The organism is Methylobacterium sp. J-076 (genome assembly GCF_022829405.1).
Lineage (GTDB): Bacteria > Pseudomonadota > Alphaproteobacteria > Rhizobiales > Beijerinckiaceae > Methylobacterium.
In genome coordinates this window covers 387,977-414,161 of record NZ_JAKSXW010000149.1, presented here as the reverse complement: position 1 = coordinate 414,161, position 26,185 = coordinate 387,977, and the positions used below count along the sequence as shown (strand labels likewise).

38 protein-coding genes are annotated in these 26,185 nt (G+C 68.8%); 10 read left to right on the top strand and 28 right to left on the bottom strand.

The window, feature by feature from the left end; genetic code table 11:
• Positions 1 to 39: 39 nt before the first annotated feature.
• The 5 genes from MKK53_RS24235 to MKK53_RS24215 all read right to left on the bottom strand — a co-directional run bounded on the left by MKK53_RS24235 (position 40) and on the right by MKK53_RS24215 (position 4,844).
• Complete coding sequence (locus MKK53_RS24235) at positions 40 to 927, bottom strand: NAD(P)-dependent oxidoreductase (protein WP_243931519.1); 888 nt, start codon at positions 925 to 927, stop codon at positions 40 to 42.
• Positions 918 to 1,940 carry a transketolase family protein gene (locus MKK53_RS24230; protein WP_243931518.1) on the bottom strand — a complete coding sequence of 341 codons (1,023 nt, stop codon included), beginning with the start codon at positions 1,938 to 1,940 and terminating at the stop codon, positions 918 to 920. Before MKK53_RS24230 ends, MKK53_RS24235 begins: the two co-directional genes overlap by 10 nt.
• Positions 1,937 to 2,788, bottom strand: coding sequence for a transketolase (locus MKK53_RS24225; protein ID WP_243931517.1), 852 nt, complete (start codon positions 2,786 to 2,788; stop codon positions 1,937 to 1,939). The genes MKK53_RS24230 and MKK53_RS24225 overlap by 4 nt, the downstream gene beginning before the upstream one ends.
• 13 nt (positions 2,789 to 2,801) lie before the next feature.
• Complete coding sequence (locus MKK53_RS24220) at positions 2,802 to 3,554, bottom strand: SDR family NAD(P)-dependent oxidoreductase (protein ID WP_243931516.1); 753 nt, start codon at positions 3,552 to 3,554, stop codon at positions 2,802 to 2,804.
• A gap of 393 nt (positions 3,555 to 3,947) precedes the next feature.
• Complete coding sequence (locus MKK53_RS24215; RefSeq protein WP_243931515.1) at positions 3,948 to 4,844, bottom strand: LysR substrate-binding domain-containing protein; 897 nt, start codon at positions 4,842 to 4,844, stop codon at positions 3,948 to 3,950.
• 578 nt (positions 4,845 to 5,422) lie between these two features.
• Between MKK53_RS24215 and MKK53_RS24210 the strand changes: the two genes are divergently transcribed.
• On the top strand, positions 5,423 to 5,677 hold the full coding sequence (locus MKK53_RS24210; RefSeq protein ID WP_243931514.1) for a hypothetical protein: 255 nt from the start codon (positions 5,423 to 5,425) through the stop codon (positions 5,675 to 5,677).
• Position 5,678: 1 nt separating this feature from the next.
• A complete protein-coding gene (locus MKK53_RS24205; RefSeq protein WP_243931513.1) occupies positions 5,679 to 5,858 on the top strand; it encodes a hypothetical protein in 180 nt (59 codons plus the stop codon).
• A gap of 194 nt (positions 5,859 to 6,052) precedes the next feature.
• Here the strand turns inward: MKK53_RS24205 and MKK53_RS24200 are convergent, their stop codons facing one another.
• Positions 6,053 to 6,613 (bottom strand): OsmC family protein, encoded by a 561-nt coding sequence (locus tag MKK53_RS24200; protein WP_243931512.1) that lies wholly within the window; start codon positions 6,611 to 6,613, stop codon positions 6,053 to 6,055.
• A gap of 157 nt (positions 6,614 to 6,770) precedes the next feature.
• Between MKK53_RS24200 and MKK53_RS24195 the strand changes: the two genes are divergently transcribed.
• Positions 6,771 to 7,706, top strand: a complete 936-nt coding sequence (locus MKK53_RS24195; RefSeq protein WP_243931511.1) for a LysR family transcriptional regulator — start codon at positions 6,771 to 6,773, stop codon at positions 7,704 to 7,706.
• A 369-nt stretch (positions 7,707 to 8,075) separates the two neighbouring features.
• On the opposite strand, the gene MKK53_RS25515 is transcribed toward MKK53_RS24195, so the two are convergent.
• The 3 genes from MKK53_RS25515 to MKK53_RS24185 all read right to left on the bottom strand — a co-directional run bounded on the left by MKK53_RS25515 (position 8,076) and on the right by MKK53_RS24185 (position 8,779).
• Positions 8,076 to 8,207 (bottom strand): hypothetical protein, encoded by a 132-nt coding sequence (locus tag MKK53_RS25515; protein WP_279599226.1) that lies wholly within the window; start codon positions 8,205 to 8,207, stop codon positions 8,076 to 8,078.
• Positions 8,208 to 8,360: 153 nt separating this feature from the next.
• Positions 8,361 to 8,537 (bottom strand): hypothetical protein, encoded by a 177-nt coding sequence (locus tag MKK53_RS24190; RefSeq protein WP_243931510.1) that lies wholly within the window; start codon positions 8,535 to 8,537, stop codon positions 8,361 to 8,363.
• Between the two features lie 8 nt (positions 8,538 to 8,545).
• The gene (locus MKK53_RS24185; protein WP_243931509.1) at positions 8,546 to 8,779 is read right to left on the bottom strand and encodes a hypothetical protein; all 234 of its coding nucleotides are present in this window, start codon (positions 8,777 to 8,779) and stop codon (positions 8,546 to 8,548) included.
• Positions 8,780 to 9,121: 342 nt separating this feature from the next.
• On the opposite strand from MKK53_RS24185, the gene MKK53_RS24180 reads away from it, so the two are divergent.
• From MKK53_RS24180 to MKK53_RS24165, 4 genes are all read left to right on the top strand, one after another.
• Positions 9,122 to 9,772, top strand: a complete 651-nt coding sequence (locus MKK53_RS24180) for a BON domain-containing protein (RefSeq protein ID WP_243931508.1) — start codon at positions 9,122 to 9,124, stop codon at positions 9,770 to 9,772.
• A gap of 40 nt (positions 9,773 to 9,812) precedes the next feature.
• Positions 9,813 to 10,694 carry a PRC-barrel domain-containing protein gene (locus MKK53_RS24175; protein WP_243931507.1) on the top strand — a complete coding sequence of 294 codons (882 nt, stop codon included), beginning with the start codon at positions 9,813 to 9,815 and terminating at the stop codon, positions 10,692 to 10,694.
• A gap of 81 nt (positions 10,695 to 10,775) precedes the next feature.
• Positions 10,776 to 11,327, top strand: a complete 552-nt coding sequence (locus tag MKK53_RS24170) for a hypothetical protein (protein WP_243931506.1) — start codon at positions 10,776 to 10,778, stop codon at positions 11,325 to 11,327.
• Between the two features lie 53 nt (positions 11,328 to 11,380).
• Positions 11,381 to 11,626: a hypothetical protein gene (locus tag MKK53_RS24165; protein ID WP_243931505.1), complete on the top strand. Its 246-nt coding sequence runs from the start codon at positions 11,381 to 11,383 to the stop codon at positions 11,624 to 11,626.
• Between the two features lie 193 nt (positions 11,627 to 11,819).
• On the opposite strand, the gene MKK53_RS24160 is transcribed toward MKK53_RS24165, so the two are convergent.
• Both MKK53_RS24160 and MKK53_RS24155 read right to left on the bottom strand, forming a co-directional pair.
• Positions 11,820 to 12,503 (bottom strand): hypothetical protein, encoded by a 684-nt coding sequence (locus MKK53_RS24160; RefSeq protein ID WP_243931504.1) that lies wholly within the window; start codon positions 12,501 to 12,503, stop codon positions 11,820 to 11,822.
• A gap of 129 nt (positions 12,504 to 12,632) precedes the next feature.
• The gene (locus MKK53_RS24155) at positions 12,633 to 13,136 is read right to left on the bottom strand and encodes a DUF427 domain-containing protein (RefSeq protein ID WP_243931503.1); all 504 of its coding nucleotides are present in this window, start codon (positions 13,134 to 13,136) and stop codon (positions 12,633 to 12,635) included.
• Between the two features lie 526 nt (positions 13,137 to 13,662).
• Between MKK53_RS24155 and MKK53_RS24150 the strand changes: the two genes are divergently transcribed.
• Both MKK53_RS24150 and MKK53_RS24145 read left to right on the top strand, forming a co-directional pair.
• Complete coding sequence (locus tag MKK53_RS24150; RefSeq protein WP_243931502.1) at positions 13,663 to 15,234, top strand: tyrosine-type recombinase/integrase; 1,572 nt, start codon at positions 13,663 to 13,665, stop codon at positions 15,232 to 15,234.
• 216 nt (positions 15,235 to 15,450) lie between these two features.
• Positions 15,451 to 16,014: a metallophosphoesterase gene (locus tag MKK53_RS24145; RefSeq protein ID WP_243931501.1), complete on the top strand. Its 564-nt coding sequence runs from the start codon at positions 15,451 to 15,453 to the stop codon at positions 16,012 to 16,014.
• A gap of 38 nt (positions 16,015 to 16,052) precedes the next feature.
• On the opposite strand, the gene MKK53_RS24140 is transcribed toward MKK53_RS24145, so the two are convergent.
• The 15 genes from MKK53_RS24140 to MKK53_RS24070 all read right to left on the bottom strand — a co-directional run bounded on the left by MKK53_RS24140 (position 16,053) and on the right by MKK53_RS24070 (position 23,774).
• Positions 16,053 to 16,322, bottom strand: coding sequence for a hypothetical protein (locus tag MKK53_RS24140; protein ID WP_243931500.1), 270 nt, complete (start codon positions 16,320 to 16,322; stop codon positions 16,053 to 16,055).
• Positions 16,312 to 16,641 carry a hypothetical protein gene (locus MKK53_RS24135; protein ID WP_243931499.1) on the bottom strand — a complete coding sequence of 110 codons (330 nt, stop codon included), beginning with the start codon at positions 16,639 to 16,641 and terminating at the stop codon, positions 16,312 to 16,314. Before MKK53_RS24135 ends, MKK53_RS24140 begins: the two co-directional genes overlap by 11 nt.
• A gap of 11 nt (positions 16,642 to 16,652) precedes the next feature.
• A complete protein-coding gene (locus MKK53_RS24130; protein ID WP_243931498.1) occupies positions 16,653 to 17,060 on the bottom strand; it encodes a hypothetical protein in 408 nt (135 codons plus the stop codon).
• Between the two features lie 123 nt (positions 17,061 to 17,183).
• Positions 17,184 to 17,465 carry a hypothetical protein gene (locus MKK53_RS24125; protein WP_243931497.1) on the bottom strand — a complete coding sequence of 94 codons (282 nt, stop codon included), beginning with the start codon at positions 17,463 to 17,465 and terminating at the stop codon, positions 17,184 to 17,186.
• Between the two features lie 91 nt (positions 17,466 to 17,556).
• Positions 17,557 to 18,327, bottom strand: a complete 771-nt coding sequence (locus MKK53_RS24120; RefSeq protein ID WP_243931496.1) for a hypothetical protein — start codon at positions 18,325 to 18,327, stop codon at positions 17,557 to 17,559.
• Positions 18,328 to 18,441: 114 nt separating this feature from the next.
• The gene (locus MKK53_RS24115) at positions 18,442 to 18,873 is read right to left on the bottom strand and encodes a hypothetical protein (protein ID WP_243931495.1); all 432 of its coding nucleotides are present in this window, start codon (positions 18,871 to 18,873) and stop codon (positions 18,442 to 18,444) included.
• On the bottom strand, positions 18,860 to 19,117 hold the full coding sequence (locus MKK53_RS24110) for a hypothetical protein (RefSeq protein ID WP_243931494.1): 258 nt from the start codon (positions 19,115 to 19,117) through the stop codon (positions 18,860 to 18,862). The genes MKK53_RS24115 and MKK53_RS24110 overlap by 14 nt, the downstream gene beginning before the upstream one ends.
• Positions 19,114 to 19,836 (bottom strand): hypothetical protein, encoded by a 723-nt coding sequence (locus tag MKK53_RS24105; RefSeq protein WP_243931493.1) that lies wholly within the window; start codon positions 19,834 to 19,836, stop codon positions 19,114 to 19,116. Before MKK53_RS24105 ends, MKK53_RS24110 begins: the two co-directional genes overlap by 4 nt.
• On the bottom strand, positions 19,836 to 20,213 hold the full coding sequence (locus MKK53_RS24100; RefSeq protein ID WP_243931492.1) for a hypothetical protein: 378 nt from the start codon (positions 20,211 to 20,213) through the stop codon (positions 19,836 to 19,838). Before MKK53_RS24100 ends, MKK53_RS24105 begins: the two co-directional genes overlap by 1 nt.
• A gap of 78 nt (positions 20,214 to 20,291) precedes the next feature.
• Positions 20,292 to 21,191, bottom strand: coding sequence for a hypothetical protein (locus MKK53_RS24095; RefSeq protein ID WP_243931491.1), 900 nt, complete (start codon positions 21,189 to 21,191; stop codon positions 20,292 to 20,294).
• Between the two features lie 72 nt (positions 21,192 to 21,263).
• Positions 21,264 to 22,034, bottom strand: coding sequence for a hypothetical protein (locus tag MKK53_RS24090; protein WP_243931490.1), 771 nt, complete (start codon positions 22,032 to 22,034; stop codon positions 21,264 to 21,266).
• A 73-nt stretch (positions 22,035 to 22,107) separates the two neighbouring features.
• Positions 22,108 to 22,386 (bottom strand): hypothetical protein, encoded by a 279-nt coding sequence (locus MKK53_RS24085; RefSeq protein WP_243931489.1) that lies wholly within the window; start codon positions 22,384 to 22,386, stop codon positions 22,108 to 22,110.
• Positions 22,383 to 22,781, bottom strand: coding sequence for a hypothetical protein (locus MKK53_RS24080; RefSeq protein ID WP_243931488.1), 399 nt, complete (start codon positions 22,779 to 22,781; stop codon positions 22,383 to 22,385). Before MKK53_RS24080 ends, MKK53_RS24085 begins: the two co-directional genes overlap by 4 nt.
• Complete coding sequence (locus tag MKK53_RS24075; protein WP_243931487.1) at positions 22,778 to 23,566, bottom strand: exonuclease domain-containing protein; 789 nt, start codon at positions 23,564 to 23,566, stop codon at positions 22,778 to 22,780. Before MKK53_RS24075 ends, MKK53_RS24080 begins: the two co-directional genes overlap by 4 nt.
• A complete protein-coding gene (locus MKK53_RS24070) occupies positions 23,559 to 23,774 on the bottom strand; it encodes a hypothetical protein (protein WP_243931486.1) in 216 nt (71 codons plus the stop codon). Before MKK53_RS24070 ends, MKK53_RS24075 begins: the two co-directional genes overlap by 8 nt.
• A 256-nt stretch (positions 23,775 to 24,030) precedes the next feature.
• On the opposite strand from MKK53_RS24070, the gene MKK53_RS24065 reads away from it, so the two are divergent.
• Positions 24,031 to 24,567, top strand: a complete 537-nt coding sequence (locus tag MKK53_RS24065) for a hypothetical protein (protein WP_243931485.1) — start codon at positions 24,031 to 24,033, stop codon at positions 24,565 to 24,567.
• A gap of 164 nt (positions 24,568 to 24,731) precedes the next feature.
• Here MKK53_RS24065 and MKK53_RS24060 read toward each other — a convergent pair whose 3' ends face one another.
• Complete coding sequence (locus tag MKK53_RS24060) at positions 24,732 to 24,959, bottom strand: hypothetical protein (RefSeq protein WP_243931484.1); 228 nt, start codon at positions 24,957 to 24,959, stop codon at positions 24,732 to 24,734.
• A 236-nt stretch (positions 24,960 to 25,195) separates the two neighbouring features.
• The gene (locus MKK53_RS24055) at positions 25,196 to 26,179 is read right to left on the bottom strand and encodes a hypothetical protein (RefSeq protein WP_243931483.1); all 984 of its coding nucleotides are present in this window, start codon (positions 26,177 to 26,179) and stop codon (positions 25,196 to 25,198) included.
• Positions 26,180 to 26,185 lie beyond the last annotated feature (6 nt).

The following is a 26,185-nucleotide window of genomic DNA, read 5'->3' as shown; positions in this document are numbered from 1 at the left end:
TGGTTGGAACGGGGCCGGTTTTCCGGTCTCCCGTGGGGGTCAGCGCTGTGGGCCGTTGAGGGCCCGGTAGGCGCCGATCACCTGGCTGTCGTCGCGGGCGCCTTCGCCGCGGCCGGAGGTCGAGAGAAAGAGCTGGTGGGCGAGGCTCGCGAGCGGCAGCGCCGCCTTCGCCCCGCGCCCGGCCTCGAGCACGATGCCGAGGTCCTTCACGAAGATGTCGACGGCGCTGGTGACGCGGGGCTCGTCCTCCAGCATCCGGGGTCCCCGGTCGCGCAGCATCCAGCTCGACGCGGAGGAGCCCGACAGGATCTCCAGCACCACGGCGAGGTCGACGCCGACCCGTTCGGCGAGCGACAGGGCCTCGGCGGTGGCGGCGATGTGGACGCCGCAGAGCAGCTGGTTCACCGCCTTGACGGTCGCCCCCTGCCCCGGCTCCGTGCCGACGTGGAACACCTTGTCGCCGAGGCGGTCGAGGACCGGGCGCATCGCGGCCAGGACCCCGGCCGGCGCCGCGGCCATGATGGTGAGCGTGGCGCTCTCGGCCCCCACGACCCCGCCGGAGACCGGCGCATCGATGAAGCGGCGGCCGGACGCCGCCACGCGGGCGGCGATGTCCATCACCGCCTGGGGCGGGCAGGTGGCCATCAGCACCACCGTGGCGTCGGGGGCCAGGGCGTCGAGGGCGCCCTGCGCGAACAGCACGTCCTCGGCCTGGGGGGCGTTCACCACCATCAGCAGGATCGCCTCGGCCCCGGCGGCGGCGTCGCGCACGGTGCCCGCCTCCCCGCCCCCGGCGGCGGCGAGCGCCGCCCGGCTCTCCGGGCGGATGTCATAGCCGCGGACATCGAAGCCGGCGGCGACGAGGTGGCGGGCCATGGGCATCCCCATGGCGCCGAGCCCGACGAAGGCGATGCGGCTCAGAGCCATTCCCGGATGCTCCGGGCCATGGCCTCCGTCGAGATGCCGTAGCGGTCGTGGAGCGTCGGCAGGGCGCCGGCATCCAGGAACTCGTCCGGCAGGCCGACCTGCCGGAAGCCGCGATCCGGCATCACCCCCGCCCGCATCAGGACCCCGGCCACCGCCTCGCCCAGGCCGCCGATGACGGTGTGGTTCTCGGCCACCACCACGAGGCGCCCGCCTTTGCGGGCCTCGGCCAGGATCGTCGCCTCGTCCAGCGGCTTGATCGTCGGCACGTGGAGCACCGCCACGTCGATCCGGTCGTCGGCGAGCGCCTGCGCCACCTCCAGCGCCCGCATGGTCATCAGGCCGGAGGCAATGACGAGCACGTCGCGCCCGTCGCGGATCGTCTTCGCCTTGCCCCACTCGAAGGTATAGCCGTACTCGTCGAGGACGAGGGGCACGTTGCCCCGCAGCAGCCGCAGGTAGACGGGCCCCCGGTAGGCCACCATCGCCGGCACGACCTGCTCGATCTCATGCGCGTCGCACGGGTCGATGATCGTCATGTTCGGCATGCCGCGGAAGATCGCGACATCCTCCGTCGCCTGGTGGCTCGGGCCGTAGCCGGTGGTCAGCCCCGGCAGGGCGCAGGCGATCTTGACGTTGAGGTTCTCCTCCGCGATCGCGAGGCAGATGAAGTCGTAGGCCCGCCGCGCCGCGAACACCGCGTAGGTGGTGGCGATGGGCGTGAAACCCTCCCGCGCCAGCCCCGCCGCCGCGCTCATCAGCAGCTGCTCGGCCATGCCCATCTGGTAGAACCGGTCGGGATGGGCCTGCGCGAAGATGTGCAGGTCGGTGTACTTGGCGAGGTCCGCCGAGAGGCCGACGAGGTCGGGCCGGGACTTGGCGAGTTCCACGAGGGCATGGCCGAAGGGCGCCGCCCTGGTGCGCTGGTCGGGACCGGCCAGCGAGGCGATCATCGCCGAGGTCTTGAGGCCGCCACCGGTGCGCGGTGCGGGCTTCTCGTATTTCGAGCGCCTCATCGGCCCCTCCCCTCGTCCAGGATCGCCAGGGCCTGCCGCCATTCGTCCGGCTCGACCCGCAGGAAGTGGTTGCGCTCCCGCGCCTCCAGGAACGGCACGCCCTTGCCCATCCGCGTGTCGCAGATGACGATCCGGGGCTGGGAGCCGGTGTGGTGGCGGGCGGCGTCGAAGGCCGTGCGCACGGCATCGATGTCGTTGCCGTCGACCCGGATCACGAACCAGTTGAAGGCCTCGAACTTCGGGGCCAGCGGCTCGAAATCGAGGACGCCGCGGGAGGCGCCGTCGGCCTGCATCCCGTTCACGTCCACGATGCCGATGAGGTTGTCGAGCTTGTGCGAGCCCGCCGACATCGCGGCCTCCCAGGTCGAGCCCTCATCGAGCTCGCCGTCGGAGAACAGGTTGTAGACGAAGCTGTCGGACTTCTTGCGCTTTAGCCCGAGCGCCATGCCCACCGCGATGCCGAGGCCGTGGCCGAGCGATCCGCCGGTGATCTCCATGCCCGGCGTGTAGGCGGCCATGCCCGACATCGGCAGGCGGCTGTCGTCGCCGCCGTAGCTCGTCAGCTCGTCCTCGGGGAGGATGCCGGCCTCGATCAGCGCCGCGTAGAGGGCGATGGCGTAGTGGCCGATGGACAGGCAGAACCGGTCGCGGCCCTCCCATTCGGGGTCCTCCGGCTTGTACCGGAGGGCGTGGAAGTAGCTCACCGCCAGCACGTCCGAGATGCCGAGCGCCTGTGCGATGTAGCCCTGCCCCTGGACCTCGCCCATCAGCAGGGCGTTGCGCCGGATGCGGTAGGCCCGCTCCCTGAGGGAGACGTTCGAGCCGGCGCGGGTGGGTTCGGTGGACATGGGATGCCCTCCTTCAGTGGATGAGCATGCCGCCGTTCACGTCGATCACCGCGCCGGTGATGTACGAGGACAGGTCGGAGGCGAGGAACAGGCAGGCATTGGCGACGTCGTCGGCGAAGCCGAGGCGGTTGAGCGGGATGCCCTTGGCGATCTCGACCTTGAGTTCGGGGGTGAGCTTGCCGCCGGTGATGTCGGTCTGGATCAGGCCGGGGGTGACGGAGTTCACCCGCACGCCGTCCGGTCCGAGCTCCCGGGCCATGGCCTTCTGCAGGCCGAGGACGCCGCTTTTGGCCGCGCTGTAATGCGGCCCGCCGAAGATGCCGCCGCCGCGCTGGGCCGAGACCGAGGACATGCACACGATGGAGCCGGAGTGCTGCTGGCGCATCCCCGGGATCACCGCCTGGCTCATGTAGAGGGTGCCGCGCAGGTTCACGTCCGTGACCGCGTCGTAGTTCTCCGGCCCGATCTCCATGATCTTGAGCGGCTGGGTGATGCCCGCGTTGTTCACGAGCACGTCGATCCGGCCGAACCGGGCCGTCGCCTCCTCGGCCGCCGCCTGGCAGGCGGCTTTGTCGGTGACGTCACAGGCGAGGCCGAGATGGCCGGCGCCGATGTCGCGGGCGGCTTCCTCCGCTTGGCCCGCGTCGAGGTCGAGGATCACGATCCGCGCGCCGTGCGCCGCGAAGAGCTTGGCGGTTGCCTTGCCGATGCCCCGGGCGGAGGCCGCCCCGGTGATCAGGCACACCTTGTCATCGAGCAGCTTCATCCCGTCCTCCAGGAAGTCTTGTCGTGCTTTTGTTGCGCGAATACTGCGTCCGCCCGCCGGGTCCTGGCAAACGCGAAATCTGCAACGCCGGATGAATCTGGCTCACCTGCGCGCCATGTCCCCCGTCATCCCGCGATCGACGGAGTGACTCAGGACTGCGGCAGGTCCCTCGGAGCGGCCGGGATGTCGCCGCCCACTTCGTCCTTGCGAGCAACGCGAAGCGATCCAGGGCAGCGGGCCACTTCGCGGATGTGGCGCGTCCCTAAATTGCTTCGTGGCCCTTGCAGAGACGGGACCGGAGATCGACGGCCAGGATCGTGTTCCGGACTTGTTCGGACGCTCGGAACCTCACGGCGCTCCGGGTCACGTCGCCGGACGCGCCACGAGGGCGGGTCAGGTCAGGCTCGCCTCGAGCGGGATCGCGAGTTCGTCCGCGAGCCAGCGTGCGAAGACGCGCAGGGGCGCGCGGCGGCGGGAGGCGGCCGGGAAGACGAAGTGGTGGCCGACGTAACGCAGGTCCTTCGCCCGTCCCGCGAGGGGGGCCACGAGGCGGCCGGAGGCGAGTTCTCGCTCCGCGAGCCGGGTCGATTCGAGGGCGACCCCGAGCCCATCGGCGGCGGCGGCGAGCGCGAGGAAGCTGCGGTCGAACCGGAGGCCGGCGGTGGCGGGGGCGGCGAGGCCGTTCGCCTCGAACCAGTGGGGCCAGCGGAGCTGCTTGTTGTCGCTTTGGATCAACGTTTGCCCGACGAGGTCGGGGGCGGCGGCGATGGCGGCGGCCCGGGCCGGATCGCAGAGGGGCGTGACGACCTCCTCCCCGAGCCCCATGCGCACGAGACCGTCGCCCCGGTGCGGGCCGTAGACGATATCCGCATCGAAATCGTCGTTGGTGAAGCGGGCATAGTCCATGCCGGCGGCGAGGCGGACTTCGATGCCGGGGTTCTCGTTCAGGAACCGGGCGAGGCGCGGGGTCAGCCACTGCGCGGCGAAGCTTGGGGCGCAGTGCAGGCGCAGGAGCTGCGAGCCCCGGCTGGTCACGAGGTTGAGGCCCCGGTCCAGCACCTCGAACGCCCGCCCGACATGGTCGAGCAGGGTTTCGCCCGCCGAGGTCAGGGCGACGCCCTGGCCGGTGCGCTCGAACAGGGCGACACCGAGCCCCTCTTCCATCTTCCGGACAGCGTGGCTGATGGCGCTGGTGGACAGGCCGAGTTCCGCGGCCGCGGCCTTGAACGAGCGGCGCCGGGCGGCGGCCTCGAAGATGCGGATCGCGGAGAGGGCAATGACCGGGCGCATCGGATCACTGTCCCCCGTCCCATGGTCCGGCGGCAAGACAGTCCCGTGCGAGTGAATGGGCAGACGCGGACTTTTGCCGGCACGAACTGGGGGGACGCCAAGTGTCCGTCCAACCCGCGCCGCCTTTCGGAAGCAGACCGGCGGCCTCTTTCTTCCGGGACGGCGCGAAGGGAAGGCGGCGCGGGGGCCCGGACACCGATTGAAGCGACCGACCATTGTCGGACGGTCGCCGCCTCGATCGCTATGTCGCGCCCGAATGCAGCCGCGATGGTTGGGACGCGGCCAGTGAGATCGCGCGGGCTCCCCGTCAGGTAGAGCCCAATCGTGACCTCGCTTTATCCCGGTCCCATGCGACATTATAGGTCGCGATTCTGCAAAGCCGGTCCCCGGAAACGGTTCGTGGGTCCGTTCCACCTTCCTGTTAGCCTCACCGTTCAGGCGATCTCACGGTCGCCCGGCCGACGCGCGGGGATCCTGTCCCTGGCCTGAAACCCGTGCATCGGACTTCTGCGGGGCGGGCACCACGAGCGTGCCCAAGCACCATTGTCCCGACCCCGCAATGATGTCGGAGGACGCCGTTGCCGAGCCACGCCTGCATCGATCCGAACGACCCCTACGCCCAGGAGGAAGTTCTGGTCGCGTTCGAGACGATCGCAGGCGTGGTCATGCTGATATCGGCCCGCGACGCCTCGGATGTCGACATCCTCCCCGACCTGGAGGACGTCCAGCGCTGTGCGCTCGAAAACGAGATCATTGCCGACTACCGGTGGGTGGTGTCCCCGCCGGGACGGCTGCCCGCATCGCGGTCCGTGCATGGGCCTGACAGCCAATAGGATGGACATGACCCGCCGGACCATGATCGCGCCGTCGCCGGTCGTGTCGTCGTTCGGCACCGCGCCGTGGCAACGAAGCGTGGTGGCGATCGCATGCACGGTCGGGGTGACCGGTATCGGCCTGTCCTGCCTGCTGGCGAACGTCCTCCACGGTCATCCCACTGTGTTCACGCTGCCATAGCCGGACGGGGTGGCCCGGGCGGTCGGCGAGCGGTTCCAGGGCGGTGGCCACGGCGTCCGCGGTGGGGCCGCAAAGCCAGGGGCGCTTCTGCTCCGACGTTCCGAGGCCGTCTCGCCCCGGATGCCGCTGCGGGCTCGGCTGCGCCAGGATCGGGACCGGTTTCGTCGATGGACGGAGCCGAACGGAGGACGGCGTCAGGCTCTCGGGGCCATCTGCAGCGTCACGTCGAGATGAACCGGATTGTGCAAGGTGTTCGCCACCGGCGACCAGAGGACGGCATGCTTGACGATGGCATCGAGCACCTTCCGCGATGCGTCCGCATCCAGTTTGACGGAGACCCGGATCGCTTCGAAGCCGATGGTCTTGGGGTGGAGGTCACCCGTTCCCCAGGCCGCGGTCGTGTTGATGTCCGCCTCGACGTTGAGTTCGAGCGCCCGGATCGGAATACCCTGGGCCAATGCGTTGGCATGGATGCCGATGGACAGGCACGAGCCGAACGCCGCCAGCAGGGCTTCGGAGGCATTCGGCGCGGTGGTCTCGCCCAGCAAGCCGTCGGGCTCGTCCTCCATCACCGGTTGGGGCGGCAGGTCCCGGATGTAGTTGAGTTGGTGCAGGCGCCCCTGCGCGACCGTGCGGCATCGCAGGGTGCGGATCGCCTCCGGGTCCGACTTCCCCTCGGCGATGACAGCCTGGAGCCGACGCCCGTCGGCGGTGTCGGTGAGCGGGAATCCAGGTTTGACCGGGGGCAATGCCATACGCATATCCTTCTTTGCGAATATCCAACATATATGTTTTAGGCGCTGAAATATTTGCTCTTTGATCGTGATCGAACTTTTAGTATAGACTTTTCGCGCAATAAATCGTCAGTCAAAATGGACGAGGGGAGATGCAAAAACGGAGTGTGGCGCACTGATGCTCGATTGGGATGACCTCAGGTTTTTCCTGGCTCTTGCCCGGCACGGTACGCTCTCTGCAGCGGCCCGGGTGCTCCACGTCTCTCAATCGACCGTCGGGCGACGTCTGACGTCGCTGGAGGCGACCCTTGCCGTGCGGTTGCTCAATCGCACCCCGGACGGCTACGTGCTGACCCTGGCGGGATCCGCCGTGCGCGTGCAGGCCGAACGGCTCGAAGCGGAGGTTCTGGCGCTCGAACGCGACATCAGCGGCCGGGATACGAGGCTCCGGGGGCTGGTCCGCGTCACCTGCGCCGAGACCATCGGGGCCCACATCCTGGCGCCCAGCTTCGCCCGCCTCAACGCCTCGTATCCCGATGTGATGATCGAGCTGATCCCCAACCCGAGGGAGCTCAGCCTGTCAATGCGGGAGGCGGACATCTCGGTGCGGTCGCGACAGCCCGAGCAGCACGATCTGGTCCTGCGCCGTATCGGCGGGATCGCATTCGGGCTCTACGCGACGTCGGAATACCTCCGGGAACACGGGACACCCGACCCGGACGACGGATGCTCGGGGCACCGCCTCATCACCCAGCTCGAAGACACCCAGGAAATGACGCAAGTCGCGTGGCTGACCGAGATGGCATCCCGGGCGACGGTGGTCCTCCAGACCAGCAGTCACGAAGCCGCGGTGCTCGCGGCGGCCAACGGCGGTGGCCTGGCATGCCTCGCGCGGTTTCGGGCGGATGCCGAAGCCAGACTGATCCGGATCCCGGTTTCGGTCACCCCGCCCAGCGCCGACATCCTGCTTCTGGTTCACAAGGACAACCGGGACACGCCGCGGATCCGGGCCGTGCTCACCCACATCACCGAGTGCATCCAGGAGTTCGGCCCAATCCTGCAACCGAGGGATGTTGCCGACCACGAGGTTCGGGCCGTCGCGGGGCAGCCGTGAGACCCTGGAGGCCAGGGCGATATCGGCGACCGGGATCCCGACCGAGCCAGCGACCTGGGGAAGTCTCGGTTCGTGGCTGAGACCGGTGGCGCTCCCCCGATCCGAAGGGCGCGTCCGGTCTGTCGCGGCACCGTGCGCCCCTGGCGCCGTTCAGGATGTCGGTCTCGATGAAGCCGGTGTCCGCAGGGTCGATCCCGTCAACCACATCTTGCCGAACCTCGACCCACTCCACGACAGTCGCGAAGCTGATCGCACTCGACATTCACCGATCAGCGCACCGCGGCGCGCTGCCGATGAATCGGTGTTGGTACTCGACGACTCTGCCGATGACCGGGTGAAATGAATATCTATCCGGCTCGGGCACATATGCTACTTCTTGGAACCGGTCGCAGGCTTGGCCAACACCGTACCTTTTGTGGAAGGCGCCGAGGCATTTGTTTTGATCTTCGGCGCTTTCGGCTTCTTCGCTTCGCGGTTGCCGCGTTTATTGTCGGTGGCCATGAGGACATCCAGGAGTGGGTCGGCCTTCCGGATTGCACGGGCCGTGCATCCCCATCCGACGGTCAACTCGTCCCACCTACAGAACAGCAATTGCCATAAGCCGCAACCCCCGCCGTTTCACGCTGCGAGCTGCACCGAATACGTTCATGCGGCTCACTTGCGGTCTTTGTCCAGCTCGGATTGCGCCGCGCATTCGTCCGCAATAGCGCGATCGATGACCTCGATCTCAGCTTGTACATTCTGAACGCTTTCAAGCTGATCGACCAACTTGCGGCGGTTCATCACCATTTCGTCGCGCATTTTGTAAAGCGCCTCAATCGGGCTCAGCATGACGTCCCTCATCGAAATTTCTTCACTGTCGCGCGTGGCACCGGCCGGCGGAGTGACTCTCGAACTTTGATTTCTGCATCGCGTGCGCTGCGCAATGCCCTGAGGCGCGCCGTCAACTCGTTGAAATTTACTTTGGCAGCCTCGGACTCGTCGCGGATGACTTGGGCGGTGGCTTCGAGGGTGGTGATTCTCGAGGCCAACGTTCCAAGTTGGATGCGAAGATGAAACGGCAGATTAGACATGGGTCGAACCTCGCCATCGCTTGAATCATGAAGATGGGGGTTGACGATACGATTTACGACCGAAGGCTCAACGATAAATTTCCGTGACCCGGCCTCGGTGTGAAGCCACGCGCACTGGATAAGCCGAGGCAAATCGGATCGACGTTTCCTCGCCGCGTGTAGCCAGCTTTATGATCGCTGAAGAACGACATCGTGTGTCCACGGAATATTGGCGCGTCCGTCCACACATAGCTAAATCTCAAATTTGATTGGCGTATGTATTTTACGAACGGCCTAGCGTGGTCTCGATGAGATCCGCCGCCCCATCCGGCGCCGGGATCGTATCGACGAAGGCGAACCACCATGAGCCCCGACGAGAGACTGACGCACGACGTGCTGGCCGAGTTGTCCTGGGATCCGAGCGTGAGCGAGGCGTCCCTCGGTGCCAGCACCAAGGACGGCATCGTCACGCTGACGGGTCGCGTCGCCAGCTTCGCCCAGAAGCATGCCGCCGAGGCCGCCGCCGGCCGCGTCAAAGGGGTCAACGCCGTCGCCGGGGAGATCGCGGTGGACCTCCCCTTCGATCACCGGCGGATCGACGGGGACATCGCGTCCGCCGTGGTCAACCGACTGGATTGGGATGCCGCGATCATGCCCAACACGGTCACGGCGCGGGTTCAGGATGGCTGGGTTACCCTGAACGGGGTCGTGGACTGGAACTTCCAGAGGGACATTGCGGCCCAGGATGTCAGATCGTTGCTCGGCGTCGTGGGCCTCACGAACCAGATCACGATCAAGCCCCGCGCGAACGCCCACCACATTGCCGACGGTATTCGCAGCGCGCTCGGACGCTCCTGGTTCTTCGACCCGAAGCGCGTGGGAGTCGATGTCGAGGGCGACCGTGTCCGGCTGATCGGCAGCGTCCACAGCGAGCACGAACGCGGGCTGGCGGCGGCGACGGCGTGGGCCTCCCCCGGTGTCGCCATCGTCGAGAACGACCTCGCCATCCTCTGACGGGGGACGGCGTCCTGTTCTGCGAGCCGAGGAAGCTTCCATGCGCCACGTCATCCGCTGCCTGACCCTCGGCGTCTCTGCCGCCCTGGTCCTCACCACGCCGCCGCCCGCCGTCGGCGCGCCGGGACCCGACCCGGTGGCCGAAACCACGTTGGGCGCCGAGGCCCAGCTGGCCCAGGCCTGCCTCGACCATCTCAAGGCCTTCGACGCGATGATGGAGAAGGACGGGTACTGGCTGGGCGGGTCGAGCTCCGGCTACGGGTACCCGCTCGGGGGGTACTGGGCGGGAAGCGTGGGCTCCGACGCGGGCATGGCGATGGGGGCCGCCTCCGCGATGCTGCGCTACGCGAACGTCCGCCCCGGTTACGAAGTCCGGGTGCTGCTCGGCGGCGCCGACATCCTGGCGCGTCACGGCAAGCAGGAGGTCTGCGAGGACGTGCTGGTCCAGGTCCGGGCCAGCTACGACGCCTACAAGGCGGACACGCAGGGCCGCGACCTTCGGGTGGCGAACGCCCTCGGCTTCCGTACCCAGGAACTCTCGCTCGCGAAGCCCGTCGTATCGCGGACGACGGCCTTCCGCTTGGACGACCTGCTCGGGAGCGAGGTGCGCACCCCAGGCAACGTGGCCCTCGGCAGCGTCGATGACATCGTGATGGGCCTCGAAGGCGGCAGGATCGCCTACCTCGTCGTCGCCCGCGGCGGCGTCCTCGGCCTCGGACAGCACCACGTCGCGGTCCCCTGGGACCGCTTCAAGATCACGCCGAACCTGAACATCCTCGTCCTCGACACGACCAGGGACGGCATGGATCGGGCCCCGCAGATCATCGGCGGCCGCTTCACGAAGGCCGAGTCCCTCGCCCAGCAGGCGGAGAAGGCGGACGCCTACTGGAACTCCGCCGCCAAGATCCCGCGGACGGACTGAGCCGCGCATCGCCCGGCCGAAGACCGCCGTCCTTCACAACCAACCCAACGATTGGAACTTCCCATGCGAACGATCACAGCCTTGACGACGACTTGCCTCGTCCTGGCGACGATGACCTCGGCCCGGGCGCAGCAGCCGGCCACCGCCCCCGTGGATGCCGCATCGACGATGCGGGAGGCGGGGCGCGAAGCGAGCCAAGCCGCCGATGCGGCCCGCGAGGCGGCAAGGCTCGCGATGCAGGCATCGAAGGCGGCGGTGACGGATGCCCCGAAGCGCTCGGCCGACATGATCGGCAAGCTCGCCACCGACGCGGCGGAGGCGGCGACCCGCGCCGAGGCCAAGATCGTGGAGGCCAACAGGGCGGCGGGCATGGCGGCGAACGCATCGATGCGAAAGGCTGCGGAGGCCGCGCGCAAGTCGGTGGAGGCGACCCGGCTGGCGGCGCAGACGTCCAGGAATGCCGCCGAGGTCTCGGTTCGGGCCAACATGACGGCGATGCATCGCGCGGCGTCGACGGCACGGGCGTCCATCCTCAAGGCCGCCACGGCCACCGCGAACGCCGCCCGCGCGGCCCGCGAGGCGGCCAGGACCACCTGGGACCGCGACATGGGGCGTGCGCAGGTCCGCGGCTGAACCGGCGGGCCGGGGAAGCCCGGCCTAAGGACGGGATGTGGAGGAGAGCGACGATGGCGATGAGCAAGATGGCACGCAGCTGCAAGGATGCGGCACACCAGCACGAGCGGGCCGCCGCCCATTACCGGTATTCGGCGCGGCATCTCGCGAACGGCCACCCCACCGCCGCCGCGAAGGAGCGGGATCTGGCCCTCGACCATTCCGAGAAGGCCAGGACCGAAGAGACCGGGCTTCGGCCCGATGGCGTGGCAGCCGCGGAGCGGACCAGATCGCAGGCGGCGTGGCACTTCATGAGCTGAACGCCGCGTTCTTGCGTTCGTGAAGCCGAGGCGTCCGCTCCCGGTTTGGATCACTCCGACGACGGCGCTTGGATGGACCGCTCAAGGTCGATCTATGCTATAAAGCGCGAAACAGCGACCGTAGTTCGCTCAGTGCTCGCGGTCTGCAACTCGTAATCGCCAAATTCAAAGACCAGCCGTGTTGACCAACCGTCTATCTCCGTCGGGTTGTCATAGGCTTCTGCGAGCGAGACCCCGCGCCCTGCTGATCACGCTTGCGGTCGTGGTGCTTCTCGCCGCGCACGGCAGCGCTTCGGCACAGGGACAGCTGATTCGAGGGCCGGATTGGAAGTTGTCGGCCGTGATGGTCTACATCCATGCGGATGTGACGGATCGACGGTTCGTCGAGCCCCTCGTGTGTGCGCTCGAGCGTGTTCTGGTGGCGCCAGTCGTGGTGCAGGACATGAACCTGCAGCTTGGCCCGGAATTCTCCATCAACGGCACCCAGTTCGACGCCGGGAAGGTGGTCGATCGCTTCTGGCAAGCGGTTGCGGGCGAGAGCGACGAAGGGACGGTCAGCGAGCTGATCGTCGCGCAGGACTTGAAGAGCCAGCCGTACAATTATGTGTTCGCACGCGGAGGTGCGTTCGGGCCCGGGAACACCTGGGTCCAGGTCGTCTCCACCGCACGTTTCACCCCGCCGCACGCCGATACGGCCGTCGGTGAGCCCGCGCTGCTGGCGCAGCGCCTCTACAAGTCGATCTTTCGATCCATCGTCCACGGCGCCGGTCATCTCGACATGGAGGGGTGCGTGATGGCCTTTCCGCGCAGCCTCGCCGAACATGATCGGAAGCCGGCGGACCTGTGTCCCGCCAACCACGCCATCCTGGTCAAGCAAGGTGTGCTGAGATCGCGCGCCAAGGACAGCTGCCAGGACGTCATCGCCCGGCACGGCCACCCCACGCGCTGGGTGAAGGGACGCAAGCCCGGCGCCCTCACGACAGGACACGGCCTCCGGCCGATCCTGTCACCACCCCTGTGTCCCAGGTTCGCCCTTGAACGGGCCGACGACCCCCGCTGTGACCCAGCCGCCGTAGAAGCCGCCGGGCTGAGGGCTGGCGCGCTCCTCGCCGACGTAGCAGGCTTCCATCGCGGCGGCGTAGAACGCGACGTGGTCGGCCAAGCCGGCGAACGCGTCCGTCGGTGACGGGTAGGTCCAAGCCGCCCTTGCAGCCCTGTGCCGCGGGCCGACGACATCGAAGTAGGAGGCGCGCCCCTTCCATTCGCAGACGCTGCCCGTTCCCGCAGCGACGAGGCAGCCGGGCCGGATATCCTCCGGCGGCAGGTAGTAAGACGGGGGATGGCTGGTCTCCAGCACGCGCCAGCCGCGCACCGTGTCGGCGATCTCGACGCCGTCGAAGACCACGCGCAGCCGCAGGGCCACCTTCTCGAGCCTCGGGGGCCTCGGGTAGTCCCAGACGCTCTCTTGGCCGGGACCGGGCGGGATGGGAGCGGGACGGCGCAAATTCATGGTGTGCTGATCCCATGGGGCTCGGCGATTCAACTCGCCCTCCCCGATCAGGATCCTGCAGGGCTCAGCGTTTCGCGGTCCGCCCGCGCGGGGGCCGGGGCAGATGGCCTGCCCGCGCTCGCTCGCTCTGAACCGTGTGAAGGGCGGTCGAGGGCGTCATGGACCGGCCGGCGATGTGATGATCGCCCTGGCAGCCGGTCGCACGATGGAAGGCCGATGACATCCAGTCGTCGCGTCGTACGACCCGGCCTGCGAAACCGTCAGGCTTCGCATCGGAGGTAAGATCGGGATGTCTGATTTGTTTGGTGGGCGCACTAGGGTTCGAACCTAGGACCCGCTGATTAAGAGTCAGCGGCCCATGCCCCTCCCGGGCGGGGGCAGGCAGCCCAAAAGATACTGAACGACGTTTCACTTCCGGTAGCGTCCACAGCGGTTTACCCTCGCGCGAGCGATTCCCCTCGACGGGGACCGCGGGACGGGTGATTTTCCTGGCCCCGCCCAAACCCGCCCAAGGAATCCGCCCAAGATGCCCCGCGCCAAGGCTACCCCGAAGGCCCCGCCCAAGCCGAAGGTGGACTGGCCGCCCCGGGGCGCCGTCGACATCACGGCCACCTTCATCGAGCGCGCCGGCCGGGAGCAGCGGCCGGGCGTCGCCGCCGTTGACGTCCGGGACAGCCGTGCGCAGGGGCTGCTGCTGCGGGTCAGTCCGCGGACCGTCACGTGGGGATGGAAGGCGGAGCGGTTCGGGAAGACGATGCGCCTCAACCTCGGCCCGGTGGACGGGCTGACCATCGCCCAGGCCCGCGCGATTTGCACCGCCGCCACGACCATGCTGCGGTCCGGGAACGGCCTCCCGACCGACCGGTGGTTGGTCCTCCACCGCGTCGAGATGGGGCTGACGACCCCGGAGGAGGCCTACCCGGACCTCGTCCACCTGAAGCCGCTGAAGGCCGTCGCGCCCCGCACGTGGACTTACACGAAGGCCGTCGACGAGTACCTCGCGGCCCACGCGGACGAGTGGCGCAAGGCCGCCCACGACGATGCGAGGAAGGTGCTCCGGCACCCGGTCCTGCGTCGGTTCGCGCCGCTGCCGGTCGCGACCATCACGCCGGACGACCTGCAGCCCATCCTCGGGGAGAAGGCCAAAGCCCACCACCGCCAGTCCGAGGCGATCTTCGTCCGGCTGCGCCACTTCTATGGTTGGCTGGCGACCCCCGGCCCCCGGCGGGACAGCGGCGTTCCGAAGGGGTGGCTGGACGACCTGCAACGGCCGAAGCGGCCCAAGGCCAAGGAGGGCGAGTCGCCGCGGGGTTCGCGCGTGCGATTCCCGACGATGGATCGCGTTGGCCTCCTCGTCGCCCTGGCGCGCACGGATCTCCTGGAGCCGCGGTTCTCGGCGGCGGTGATGCTCCTGGTCTCGACGGTGCAGCGCCGGCGGGCCATCGCGACCGCGCGCCTGGAGGAGCTCGCCCCGGTGCCGGACCACCCGGGGTGGGGTATCTGGCGGCTGCCGCCGGTGCGCCGAAAGACGGGAGAACGCGCCTCGGCCCAGGCCCACCACGCCGTCCCCCTGCCGCCCCCGGTCTGGTCCGCCGTGCGGGAACAGGTCGAGCGCGCCGGTGAAGGTCCGTGGCTGTTCCCGGGGATGCGGCCGCGGCGGGCCGGCGTCGCCATCGAGCACCTGTCCGAGTCCGCGATCACGCACCTGCTGGCCGCCCTGCCGGTGGACGCTTCGCCCCACGACCTCCGGCGGGCGTTTCGGTCCCATGGTGCCAGGACGCTGCGCCTGCCGGACAGCACGCTGGACCTCATCCTCGACCACGCCGAGGGCGTCGCCCCGGGGTCTGTGTCGGAGCGGCACTACGCCGACGACGACCGGCTCGACCTGAAGATTCCGGTGGCGACCGCCTGGTGGACGCATGTCGAGGAGTACGTGGCGACGGCGCGGTTCGATCTCGACAAGTTGCGGGCGGACTTCCTCGTGGCCAAGGCCCGTCAGAAGGGACGCGAGTTCAAGCCGCCCGCGTCCGCTGCGGCCGCCGTGCGCGATTCCTCCTGGAGAACGACGTCGCCATTGCGGTCGAGGACGGGCTGCTGACCCACGACGAGGCCGCACGCATCCTCGCCGCCGACCCGACCAGGGAACCGTAAACCACACCGCCAACCGGTGCTTGCCGCCCTGTCCGGGAGCTGGCAGGCCAGGGATTCCTCCAGCGCGCCGAGGCCGCCGTGAAACCGATAGCCGCCCCCAGAACCAAGGACCGCAACACGGGGGCGTGACGCCACGCGCGCAGCCCCTCAGGAGGCTGCCGCCATGAAGCAAAATTTCTCGTCCTCGACCACGTGGTTCACCGCCGACACGCATTTTGGCCACCGGGGCATCCTCGCCATGGAGGGCCGCCCGTGGACTGACATCGCCCGCCACGACGAGGACCTTATCCACGCCTGGAACAGCCGCGTGCGTGAGGGCCACGACATCTTCTTCCTGGGCGACTTCGCGATGAATTCGTCGTCCGAGCGGTGCCAGGATGTGTTTGCCCGGCTCAATGGCCGGAAGCACCTGATCATCGGCAACCACGACGGCCCGAGGCACATCGGCCTGGGCTGGGCCAGCCCCCCGGCGGACCTGCGGACGGTGTTCGTGGACGGCACGCGGATCGTCCTCTGCCACTACGCCCTGCGCACCTGGAACGGCATGTGGCGCGGGGCGCTGCACCTGTTCGGCCATAGCCACGGCAAGCTGCCCGGCACGTCCCGTAGCCTCGACGTCGGGGTGGACGAGTGGGCCTACCGGCCGATCAACCTGCCCGAGATCCGCGAGCGGATGGCGACCGTCGAGGACGAGCCCGAGGAGCGCCGGCTGGCGGACGCGGAATGAGAAAGGGCCCCGGCATCGCTGCCGGGGCCCTTCGTCGTTCAGCGCGGTCGCGGAGGGGACGGTGCGTTGAGCTCGTCCGCCACGGCGTGGAGATGGTCCCCCGCCTCCCTCAAGGCCTCCGCCAGGGCGGGGGCGACCCAGTCGGGGATCTCCATCGCCCCGGTCGCCCACCGCTGCACCATGCGCCGGTCAAGGGCCTCCCGGGGACCGCTGGGGTGCCGGGGCCCGAGGACCTCGGCGATGGCGCGTATCCAATCGCCCCCCGCGCGCAGTGCCTCCCCCGCGCGGGCCAGAAGTTCACGATGCATGGGTCGGTCTCCAGAGCACGTGGCCGCTGTAGGTGTTGTACCAAGCCACCAGGGCCGGGGGCGTGCCAGCGCCGAAGACGGTCCATGCGAGGACGTGGCCGTCGTCGAGGACGCACACGAATCGACCGAGTGACGTGTCCCCGGAGAACCAGGCCGGCGGGGTGCCGGGGCGGGCCGCGGCGAGGCGGTCGGTGACGCGCTCGGCCTCGACGGCGTTGCAGCCGCCGACCGCCTGCTTGACGGACTCGGTGGACTGGCAGAGGAGCGCGCAGGCGGCCAGGAAATGGGCCGGGGTGGCGATGAAGGTGCCGATCTGCATCGTCGCCTCCCTCAGAACCGGTCCACGGACAGGCCCAGGGCCTCGTCCTCGTCGTCGTAGGGCTCCAGCGTGTCGCAGAGGAGAAGCCAATCGAGGTCGATGTGCCTGATCTTCTCGCGCTCCGGCTGGCGGACGCCGTCGCGCTCCGGATGGGTGTACGTCAGGCAAACCCGATGCACGCCCTCCGCGCCGAGCGCGTCGGCATGGCGCTCCCACGCGACGAACGCTGACTCAGGCGTCGGGGCCCGGACCACCAGGTCCAGGCCGGTGCCGGGAATCGGCTGGTAGCGCGCGTCCACGGTCGTGATTGTGAACACGAGGTCGACGCCGTCGGCGAGCGACCGGGCCACGCCGTCGGCGAGGTCCTCCCGCTGCCGGCGGGTCATCGGGGATTTCAGGACGTGCGCCTTGGTGGTCATTAGCGGTACTCCGGCTTCGGGCGGCATGGCCTGCCCGTGGTGGGGGTGGACTGTCCGGCCCCCGGCGGGCCGCCATCATCGTGGCGGCCGGCGGGAGGCCGGGGCTGGTGCCCCGGCTGTGGGTCAGCGCCTGCGACGCGCCTTGCGGGCCGCTTCCCTGTCCACCTCGGCGTGATAGGCATCCGCCTGGCGGATCTGATGCTCGGCAAGGGCGCGCTCGCCTGCCTCAAGTTCAAGCTCGTATGCCTCGCGACGGGCGCGCTCGGCGGCCGTGGCGGCTTCCCTGTCGGGGCGGTAGCGCTCGTCCAGCGCATCCGCGTGCGCCTGGGCGTCCACGGCTTCTTCCCAGGCCGTTTTCGCCCTGGTGCGCTCGGTGCCGGACTGAATGGATGTGGTGTCGGTCATCTGCGGTACTCCGTCATCAGGGCGGCATGGCCTGCCCACGCACGAAAGGTAGACCTCGTGCATGGGCGCCACAAGGGTCGGTTTCGGAATTTCAGCACGGCCTGAGGTAGAACGCGTTCCCAAGGTCCCTCAAGATCAGTAGGCACCACACCGCAGACTTCGATGCCAGTGCTACCCGTCGGGTGTCATCCTCCCAATCGATGTCGCACCGTACATGCGGTTCGCCGGAAGGTATTTCCACATCCGTGAAGTGGCACGTGTGGGTCCCTCGGTCGGAAACAACCCGGCATTCCTTGACCCTGTTGTCCAAGAACCACCGTTGAGACATTGCATCGCAGAAAGCTTCCATCATCTCGTCGGTCACCATGGCGTTGGCAATCCACGGGACGCGCTCGAAGTCGTGCGCGGTGGCGCAGTTCGCGGCGAGCCGCACACGGAGGCGTTCCAGGGCGCACTCGGTCTCGTCGAGCCGGCGCATGAACTCGTCCCTCATGACAGGATGCACGACGGGGGCGAACTCCTTGCCGAAAATTTCGGCGATGATCTCCAGTTCGACCGCGGGGTTCGCATCGTCGATGCGGTCGGCCAGAAACGTCACGTCTAGCTCGGTGATCAGACCGGGGCGCAGCCGCGCGTATGTCGCCAGCGCCCGTTCGTCCCCTGCGCCAACGGCGGCCTTCCATCGCCCGTACCTGGTCATCGCGCCAGGATGGATTTCATCCTCGATGTCGCGTCCAGCCAGCATGGCGCCCGTGCGAAAGTCGGCCTCGAACTCGCGCAGGCCCGAGTGGACGGCATTGATTGCCAGCGAATGGATGTTGTGGTCGCGGATGACGTACTTCGTGCGAACCTTCTTGGTCATTACGGCGCTCCTGAAAAAGATGAGGGAGGCTAAACCGAAGCTCAGCCTCCCCAAAATGCTTTCGATGCTGGCGGTTAACGCGAACGATTAAGGTTAAACCGAGAGGAGACGCGGTTACTCTTCCGGGCGGTCGGCGACGCAGGCCGTGCACGTCGTCTCGTCGTGCCACCCGCACCCGCCCTCGCAGGCGTCCCCCTCGGAACAGCCGCACGAGAGGCACACCATCCCGATGATGGACGGGATGCGGTACTGGGCCCCGTGTGGGCCTTTCTCCAACCATTCGCCGGGGGGGATGCCGTCGGGCCAGCCCAACACCTCCGCGTCGATGAGTTCTCGGGCCAGGGCGAAGGCCTGCGCCGCGGCCCTGGAGACCGCGTCGGAATCGGTGGCGTACCCCCCGGCAAATGCGAGGTGATGACCCATCACGAGTTCGACCGCGGCCGCCCCGATGCGGGCCTGCTTCTCGGGGGAAAACGTGGCCCAGATCGCGGCCCCGTCGAACCGCGTCGGGGAGATGGTTGCCTCGGGCGCCTCATAATAGTCCATGGGGATCCTCCTCCCGGACCGGGGCAGCGGGGGCGTCGTCGTAGACTCCGGTGATCTGGGCGGCGATGCCCAGGCCCATGACAGCGACGGCGAAGATCGACCCCCAGACGAGCAGCATCCACGCGCTGACGGCGAGGGCCTGGAGATGTCCGCCCGCGGTCAGGACGACTGTGGCCAGGGCGGCACCCGAGGCGGCGAGTCGCCCGGGCGCGCCGGCGACGGTGACGAGGACCTGGCGCATCATGCGGCCCTCCTGGTGTCGATGGGCTCGGCCGGGATCAGTCGTTCCGCGGGCACCCCCGCGTGGGCCTCGAACCAGGCGGCCACGGCACTGTGCCGGGTCGTCGTGAACTTCCCCTCGGCGACCTCGCGCAGGACCATGTGCCGCTCACCCACCGCGATGGGCAGGCCGGTCAAGTAGCACCGGTGTTCCCGGCGAGCCCGGACGACACGCCGGTCGAGCTCGGTCACCTCCGTCTCGTCGCCCTGGAAGGGGACCATTTGCAGGAAGTCGACGTCGGTGACGGTGGCGGCCGCCTTGGCCCGTAGCCAGGCCACATCGACATCGTTGTGCTGGCCCCATTCGACCCGGCCGAGGATGCGCTCCTGGAGGTATGCCGCGCGGTCCTCGTCATCGACGAGCGGGTCGCCGCCGATGGCCTCGAACAGGGCATGGACGTCGCGCATGCCGTGGGAGCCGAACACCGCGACAATGGCCTTCTCCTGGGCCTTGCGGTCCGGGAGGGCAGCCACGCCGAGCGCGACGCCGTACAGCAACGCGTCGATGCGGTCCGGACCGGAAAGGCTGGCACTGCCCAGCCCGAGGTCGCGGGCCAGGGCGAGGGCATCCTCATCGCCGGCCCGGACGCGGGAGTCCCAGACCAACGCGTTCGCCCATGCGGTGTTAGGAAGCTCGTCTACGTACCGGTGCGGCTCGTAGGGGATCTCGGTGACGCGGCGCATTAGGCGGTCCTCCCCTGAGCGAGGGCGGCGGCCAAGGCGGTCGCCTCGGTCGTGCTGATCAGCGCGACGATGGGGACACCCGCTATCGTGAGCGGCACCGTCCGCCCCGTCGGCTGCCCGGCGCCCGGGGCGAGGCCCGCCTGAGCGAGCTTGCCGATGATGCGGGTGGCGACCTCGGTGGCGGGGAGCCGGCCGCCCGAGACGATTTCGCCGGCGATGATGGACGCCGCCGGGTCCGTCAGGAGGGGCGCATGGCGGACGACGGAGTATCCGGCGTCATGGAGGGCATCGAGCAAGCCGATGGCTGCGGTCAGGTCGGCGGGGCGCCCGAGGGCCTGCGCGACGGCGGTCGTGGTGCGATGGGAATCGTGGCGCACGCGGCGCGCTCCTGAAAACCATTGTTGCGGGGGATGACGGTGGCTGCGCCCCTGCCGCCGGGCGCGCGACGGGCGGCGTCAGGCCTCTCGGCGGGAGGGGTCCACGACCTTCGCGGCCATGTCGCGGAAGGCGATCCAGTCGTTCCCATCGCCGGCGAAGCTGATGATGCCGTCCTCGTAGAAGACCGCGAGGATGGGGACGGGCCGGATGGGCATGGGGCTGTACGGCTTGCCCGGCACCAGCTTCATCTGCATGGACGACGGGTCGAAGGCTTCGTCCGCGGCCGCCGGCGAGATCTTCATCCCTGGCGGCGGACTGAACACGCTACCAGCCTCCAGGGGGACGGCAGCCGCGTCCTTGACGCTGGGCGGACCCTCGACCGTTTCCCTGGCGTAGATGACGGTAGCCCCCAAGATCTTCGTGCCAACGGTGGGCAAGGCAGGTGACACGTCGAGGTGGAACTTGCCCTCGCGCAGGACCTCCATGTGCCTCTCCTTGAAGGTGCTCCCGTCTGGATTCGCGTACATCACCTCAATGGTGCGGCCGGTAGGAACGGATGGGTTCACGCGGTGCTCCGACCTCTCGCGGTATTCGTCGCTCGTCAGGGGGACGGACTCGCCGTTGGGCATCACAACGACGATGGCCACGTCCTCGCCCGTCGGGCGGGTCGCCGGGTCGACGGGGAGCGCCCGCATCGACACCAGCCAGGCGCTGGCCTCGTACCCGGTGAGCGGGTCGGCCTTGCCGTCCTGGACGAACACCCCGCTGCGCAGGTCGAGGACGTCGACGTCCGAGACGACCTTCCTGACGATGGCGAACCCGCCGGCATCGAGGGCAGTGGCGATGAGGTCCGCCTGCTTCTCGTAGTCATGAAGTGTTCTCACCGAGTTCTGCGCAGCGTTGGTTGCCGCAGCGATGACCGCTCGGGCACCCGTGATGTCGAAGTTGGTTCGGATGTCGGAAATCCTGCGCTCCATGGCGCGCTCCTCTCGGTGGTGGGGTTGCTGGGGGTATGAGGCGCCACTGCCGCCTGGCGCGCGACGGCCTTCTCAGGCGGTGGCGTCGGCGGGGGACGGGGCGGAGGCCTCGACCGGCTTTGGCCCCCACTTCTTCAGGTCCACGTTCCGCGCCCAGGCAGTCCCCGCCTTGCCCGTGGAGGCCGCGTGGTAGAGGACGTGCGTGGTCCCGTCCGTCGGGTCGACCTTGCGGACGATGCCGACGTGAAGGCCCTCGATGGCCATGGGCGCCTCGATGCCCCGGGCATCGGGGACGATCTCGACGGTGTCGCCCTCCTTCCACTCGGCCCGGACTTCCTTGCCGGCGGCCCGGTCGCGAAGGTCCGCCACGGCCTCGGTGAGGGTCATCGGCTGTGGGCCGGCCGCGGCCTTGGTGAGCTTCTCGCGCCACGCCGCCTCGTGCTCCGGCGTCCAGGCCTCGAAGTCGGCGGCCTCGACCAGGTGCGCCGCGACGTGGCTATCGATGGACCTGATGACGCGCATGTTCAGGATGCGACCGTAAGCGTTCGAGTAGGTCTGCTCGGGCGAGATCTGCGCGGACCGCACGAAGACGGCGCTGTTCCTACCGCCCGTGTCATCGAGGATCTCGACCACTGCGTGGGGCTCGCCGGCCCCTTTCATCGCCGAGTTCGCACGCGGGGTGACGAGATCACCGACGCTGAAGGGAGGCCATTCGGCGTAGCGTTCGACCGCCCCCGTGATGCGCTTGAGGATGTCGTCGGGGTCGAGCGCCTTCGCGGGGGTGTTGGCGGGGCCGGGAATCGAGGTCGAACCGGAGAGGGCGGAGAGAAGCTGGTCGAACATTGGTTGGGATGCTCCATGGGTGGTTGCAGGGGTCGTTGGCCGCTGTCGCCCGGCGCGTCGGCGAACGGACCAGTCAGGTCCGTGGTGTTCCGGTGATCTCGTCGAGGGACGGCGGGCAGGCCTCCTCCAGCGCGACGATGGCTTTCCGTGAGGCCAGCAGGAGACCCATGCGGGCGACCTCCAGCGCGATGCGTGCCTCCCGCGACACGTCCGAGGCGGGGTCTGCAGCAGCGACCGCTCGTGCCCGCTCCTGCGCGGCCACGAGGCGGGCTCGCAGCACCGCGGGTTCGGACGACAGGTCCGTGCCCGGGAACCGTTCCCAGATGGAGGCAGGCTTGCCGGGCAGGCTCACGAGCGCCTCCCCAGGACGGCGGAGACGATTTGCACGGCGGCCGCGACACCCGCCTCGCCCTCGGCATGGACGGCCAGGAGGCGGCCGTCGTCGTCGGACCGGGCCACGACGGAGACCGACGGCTGCGGCGCCTCCCGGACGTAGCCGTGGGCATCCATGCGCAGGCCCAGCGCCGGCAGGAATCGCGACCGGACGCGGGCGTTCGGCCTGAGCGACTTCGAGAGCGCTGACAGGTCCCCGTAGGCATGGAGCCCTACGGCCTGGCACCACGCCTTCTGCCCGCCGGCCTCCGTGACCGCGCGGCGGAGGCGTTCCCGCACCGCGCGGTCGGTGACGACAGGCCCCTGGGCGGGGGGCTGAGAGAGCTCGACGAGGCCGTCGACGAACTTGCTCATCGGGCTATCCACCGACGCAGCGCGTCCCGGATGCCCGGCAGGCAGGCGGCTAGGACACGGGCATCCCCGGCGGCGGTGTGCCGGACGTCCCGGCCCCCGCGGTCGACACCGAGCCGGGTCGCGAGGGCGTCGAGAGAACCGCTCTCGCCCGGCCAGAGGAGCTTCGAGACTATGCGCGTGTCGACCACGTCGCTGGGCACGCCCGTGAAATACAGACCCTCGCGCTCGAACTCGGCGTCCAGGAATCCGACGTCGAACGGTGCGTTGTGCGCGACGATGGTGCCGCCGCGGCACACGTCTATGATCGCGCGCGCGTGCGAGTAGCTGAACGGGGCGCGGTCGCGCAGGTCGGCCTCCGTCAGCCCGTGGACCGCCAGGGCGGCCGCGTCGGACGCCCGGCCCGGGTTCACGGTGATCTCCAGGAGCGTCTCGCTGACGGCGTCGGGATGGATGCGCAGGAACGCGGCGCTGATCAGGCGGTCGCCTTCCAGCACGTGGAGGCCGGTCGTCTCCGTGTCCGCCACCACGACCGGTCCCTGCAGCAGCAGCAGGACGCGCTGCAGGTCGGGGAGGCGCTCTACGTCGACGACATCCCGGCCACGCACACGAGTGACGACGGCGTGATGCAGCGCGCCGACCCGGGCCTCGCGGTCGGCGACCAGACCGGTCGTCAGGGCCTCCTCGCGGATGGAGAGGAGTCGCTGACGGGACACGCACGAGGCAAGCTCATGACGCACGAAGGCGAGGTCGTCGGCGGGGTGGAGAGCGGTGGCGGCCTCAGTCATGGGCAGGGGCCTCCCGGTACGTGACGGACACGTCGCGAGAGAGCCCGAGGGCCTCCAGGATGCCGGGCCCCGGAGGACGACGGCCGGCGAGGACGTCCCTCGCGTACACCTGACTAACGGCGTGCCGGCGTGCCCAGGCGGCCACGCTGCCCTCCCGCTCGGTCCGGTCGCGCATTCTCTCCAGGACATCCTCGATGGTCATCTTCACCGCTGCCTCCGAATCCCACGAAGCGCCGACGCGGCGGCGCTTCGACGACTAGACGTAGGCCGGCGACATTCCTGGCGGTAGTAGTGGACGAAAATCTACCCAGTACAGATTGACGCACTCTCATGATCTTTCGTTACACATCCCCCGCGCAGCGTTTCTCGGAACAGTGTTCCGGAAACGGGATGACAGTCGAAATGGGGGTTGTAGCTATCAAACCCTGGGCGCATGATTCCCTGGGCGCACACAGGAGGTCGGAATGCGCAGGTTCATGATGATGGTGATGGCAGCGTTGGCCCTGGCGCCCGCGTTGGTCTGGGACGGATGCCGGTGGACATGGCGTGTCGCCAGGGCGGTCCTCGGCGCGCCGGCGCCGGACGTCTCGGAGGCCCTCGCGGAAGCCGACGCCGTCGAGGCCCCGGCCGCCGAGCTCTCGGGTGACGAGGAGACCGGGCTGGCCGCGCTGGGGCTGATCGCGCCGTTCGCCGGCGAGGAGCCGACGGTCGAGCTACCGGCGCACCAGGAGCACTACGTGCGGTCGCTGACGGTCGCGGAGCGCATGAAGATGGCATCGAAGACCGCCGACCGCATCGGCAGGCACCTTCGGGGCGTCGATACGATTCCGGGCCTCCCGGTCGTCCCCACGCTGGCTCAGCATTCCGCCCGCGTCCTCGACGCGTACCTGGACATCCGGGACGGAACGCGGCCCGAGGACATCGAGGAGGCGAACCGCGAATTCAGCCTCGCGTGCATTCAGGAGTGCATCGACGAACTCGACGAGAAGCTCGCCGCCTAACGCCATCACCGGAACGACGAAGCCCGCCCCGGCATCCCGAGGCGGGCTTTTTGCTGTCTGCGAGCGACCCGCGATTATTTTGGGGATGACCGCATTCTGTGGGTTGTGGCTTTCCCTGTGCACATCTCTGCACACATGTGAGCATCAGTGATGCTCACGGGATGCTACCGCCCTCCGGCCGCGATGATCATCCTCCGGCGCCGCTCCCCGTCCGCCCGCTGCCGAGCGATGGAGGCCTTCTGGGCACGGCGCTCGATGATGATGCGGGCGGCAAGCTGGTCGGTCATCCGGGCGGCGGTCGCTGCCCGCGCGTCGCTTGCTCGGTTCGCGAGAATGGCCGCGATGCCGTACGTGAAGGCCTCTGCGCTGTTCCCGAAATCCTCTGGCCTCATGACCGCCTCCCCCTGCTGAGTCGCCCAGGGATCGACATCTCGGGCCCAATGTCGAGGGGAACCAGCAGGGATGGTTGCCGGTCCGTAACGGCCCTGTGCATGACCGCGTTCGTACGGGAGGCCCTGAGGGCGCGCTGCAGGGGTCCCGTACGTAACCAGGGTGGCGTCCCGTTACATGCCATCCGCGTAACGGAATATCATGGGATGCGTAACGGAAGGTCAGCGGAAGTCGTACCTCAGTAGACCGTCAGGTTGAGGAACCCCAGGACGTCGGCCAGCGTGGCGTCCTGCGTCGCGGGGGCGAAGATCTCCAGGACGTCGCCGAGGTTGACCTGGATCGTCTTCCCCCCGGTGGTGGTGAACCCCGCGACCGCGCTGTTGGCGGCGAACGCCAGGAGGCCGATGGACGTGCCATTGAGCTTCACGGTGAAGTAGCACAGGGCCTTGGCGGCGGTCTTGGCCCGCAGGATGGGGGACGGGCCCGAGCCCGGAGCGTTCGCCGGCACCATGTTGGCCCCGAACGTACCGAACCGGTCCATCATCTCCCGGCACACGACCGCCCCCGCGGCAGGGAGGCCGTCCGCCCTGATACGTATTGCCCGGTAGCCGGGCACGGACACCGGGGTCCACGGGACCGAGACCGTTCCGTCCGCCGCCAGAATCGGGCGGTCCGGCTTCGAGGCCGCTGGCGTCGGCTGCATGAGCCGATAGTACGTGGCGGTGGCCGGGTAGAACACGACGTCGCCGACCGCATACGTATACGTATCGCTGTACGTACCACGCTGCGTGGCGAAGGGGGCACCGTCGTACACGAGGGGCATCATGGCCCCCGACGCGAGGTCGACCGCCGCGTCCTTGGCGTCCGACGTGAAGATCTTGGTAGCCAGGGCCACGAGGCCCAGGGGGACCGTCGCCGAGGCGCTGATCCGCACGACGTCGCCAGCGGCGTACTTGACCGCGGCCGCCCAGACGCCCGCCGGGCGCACCGGCCTCGACGGAAGCGTGAACGCACCCAACACGACGTTGTTCGTGTCCACGAACGTCGCGATCTGCGTGTTCGGGTCGATCTCGATGGCCGCGATACCGGTGCCTGAGCCCATCGTGGCCAGCGTCTGGATGGCCGCCACGAGCGCGTGGAAATTCGCGTCGGCCTCGGCCCCGTTGATGTCCGACCCTTTCTCGGACGCGTAGGTGATGGCGATGTTGAGCGGCGCGCCCATGTCCTG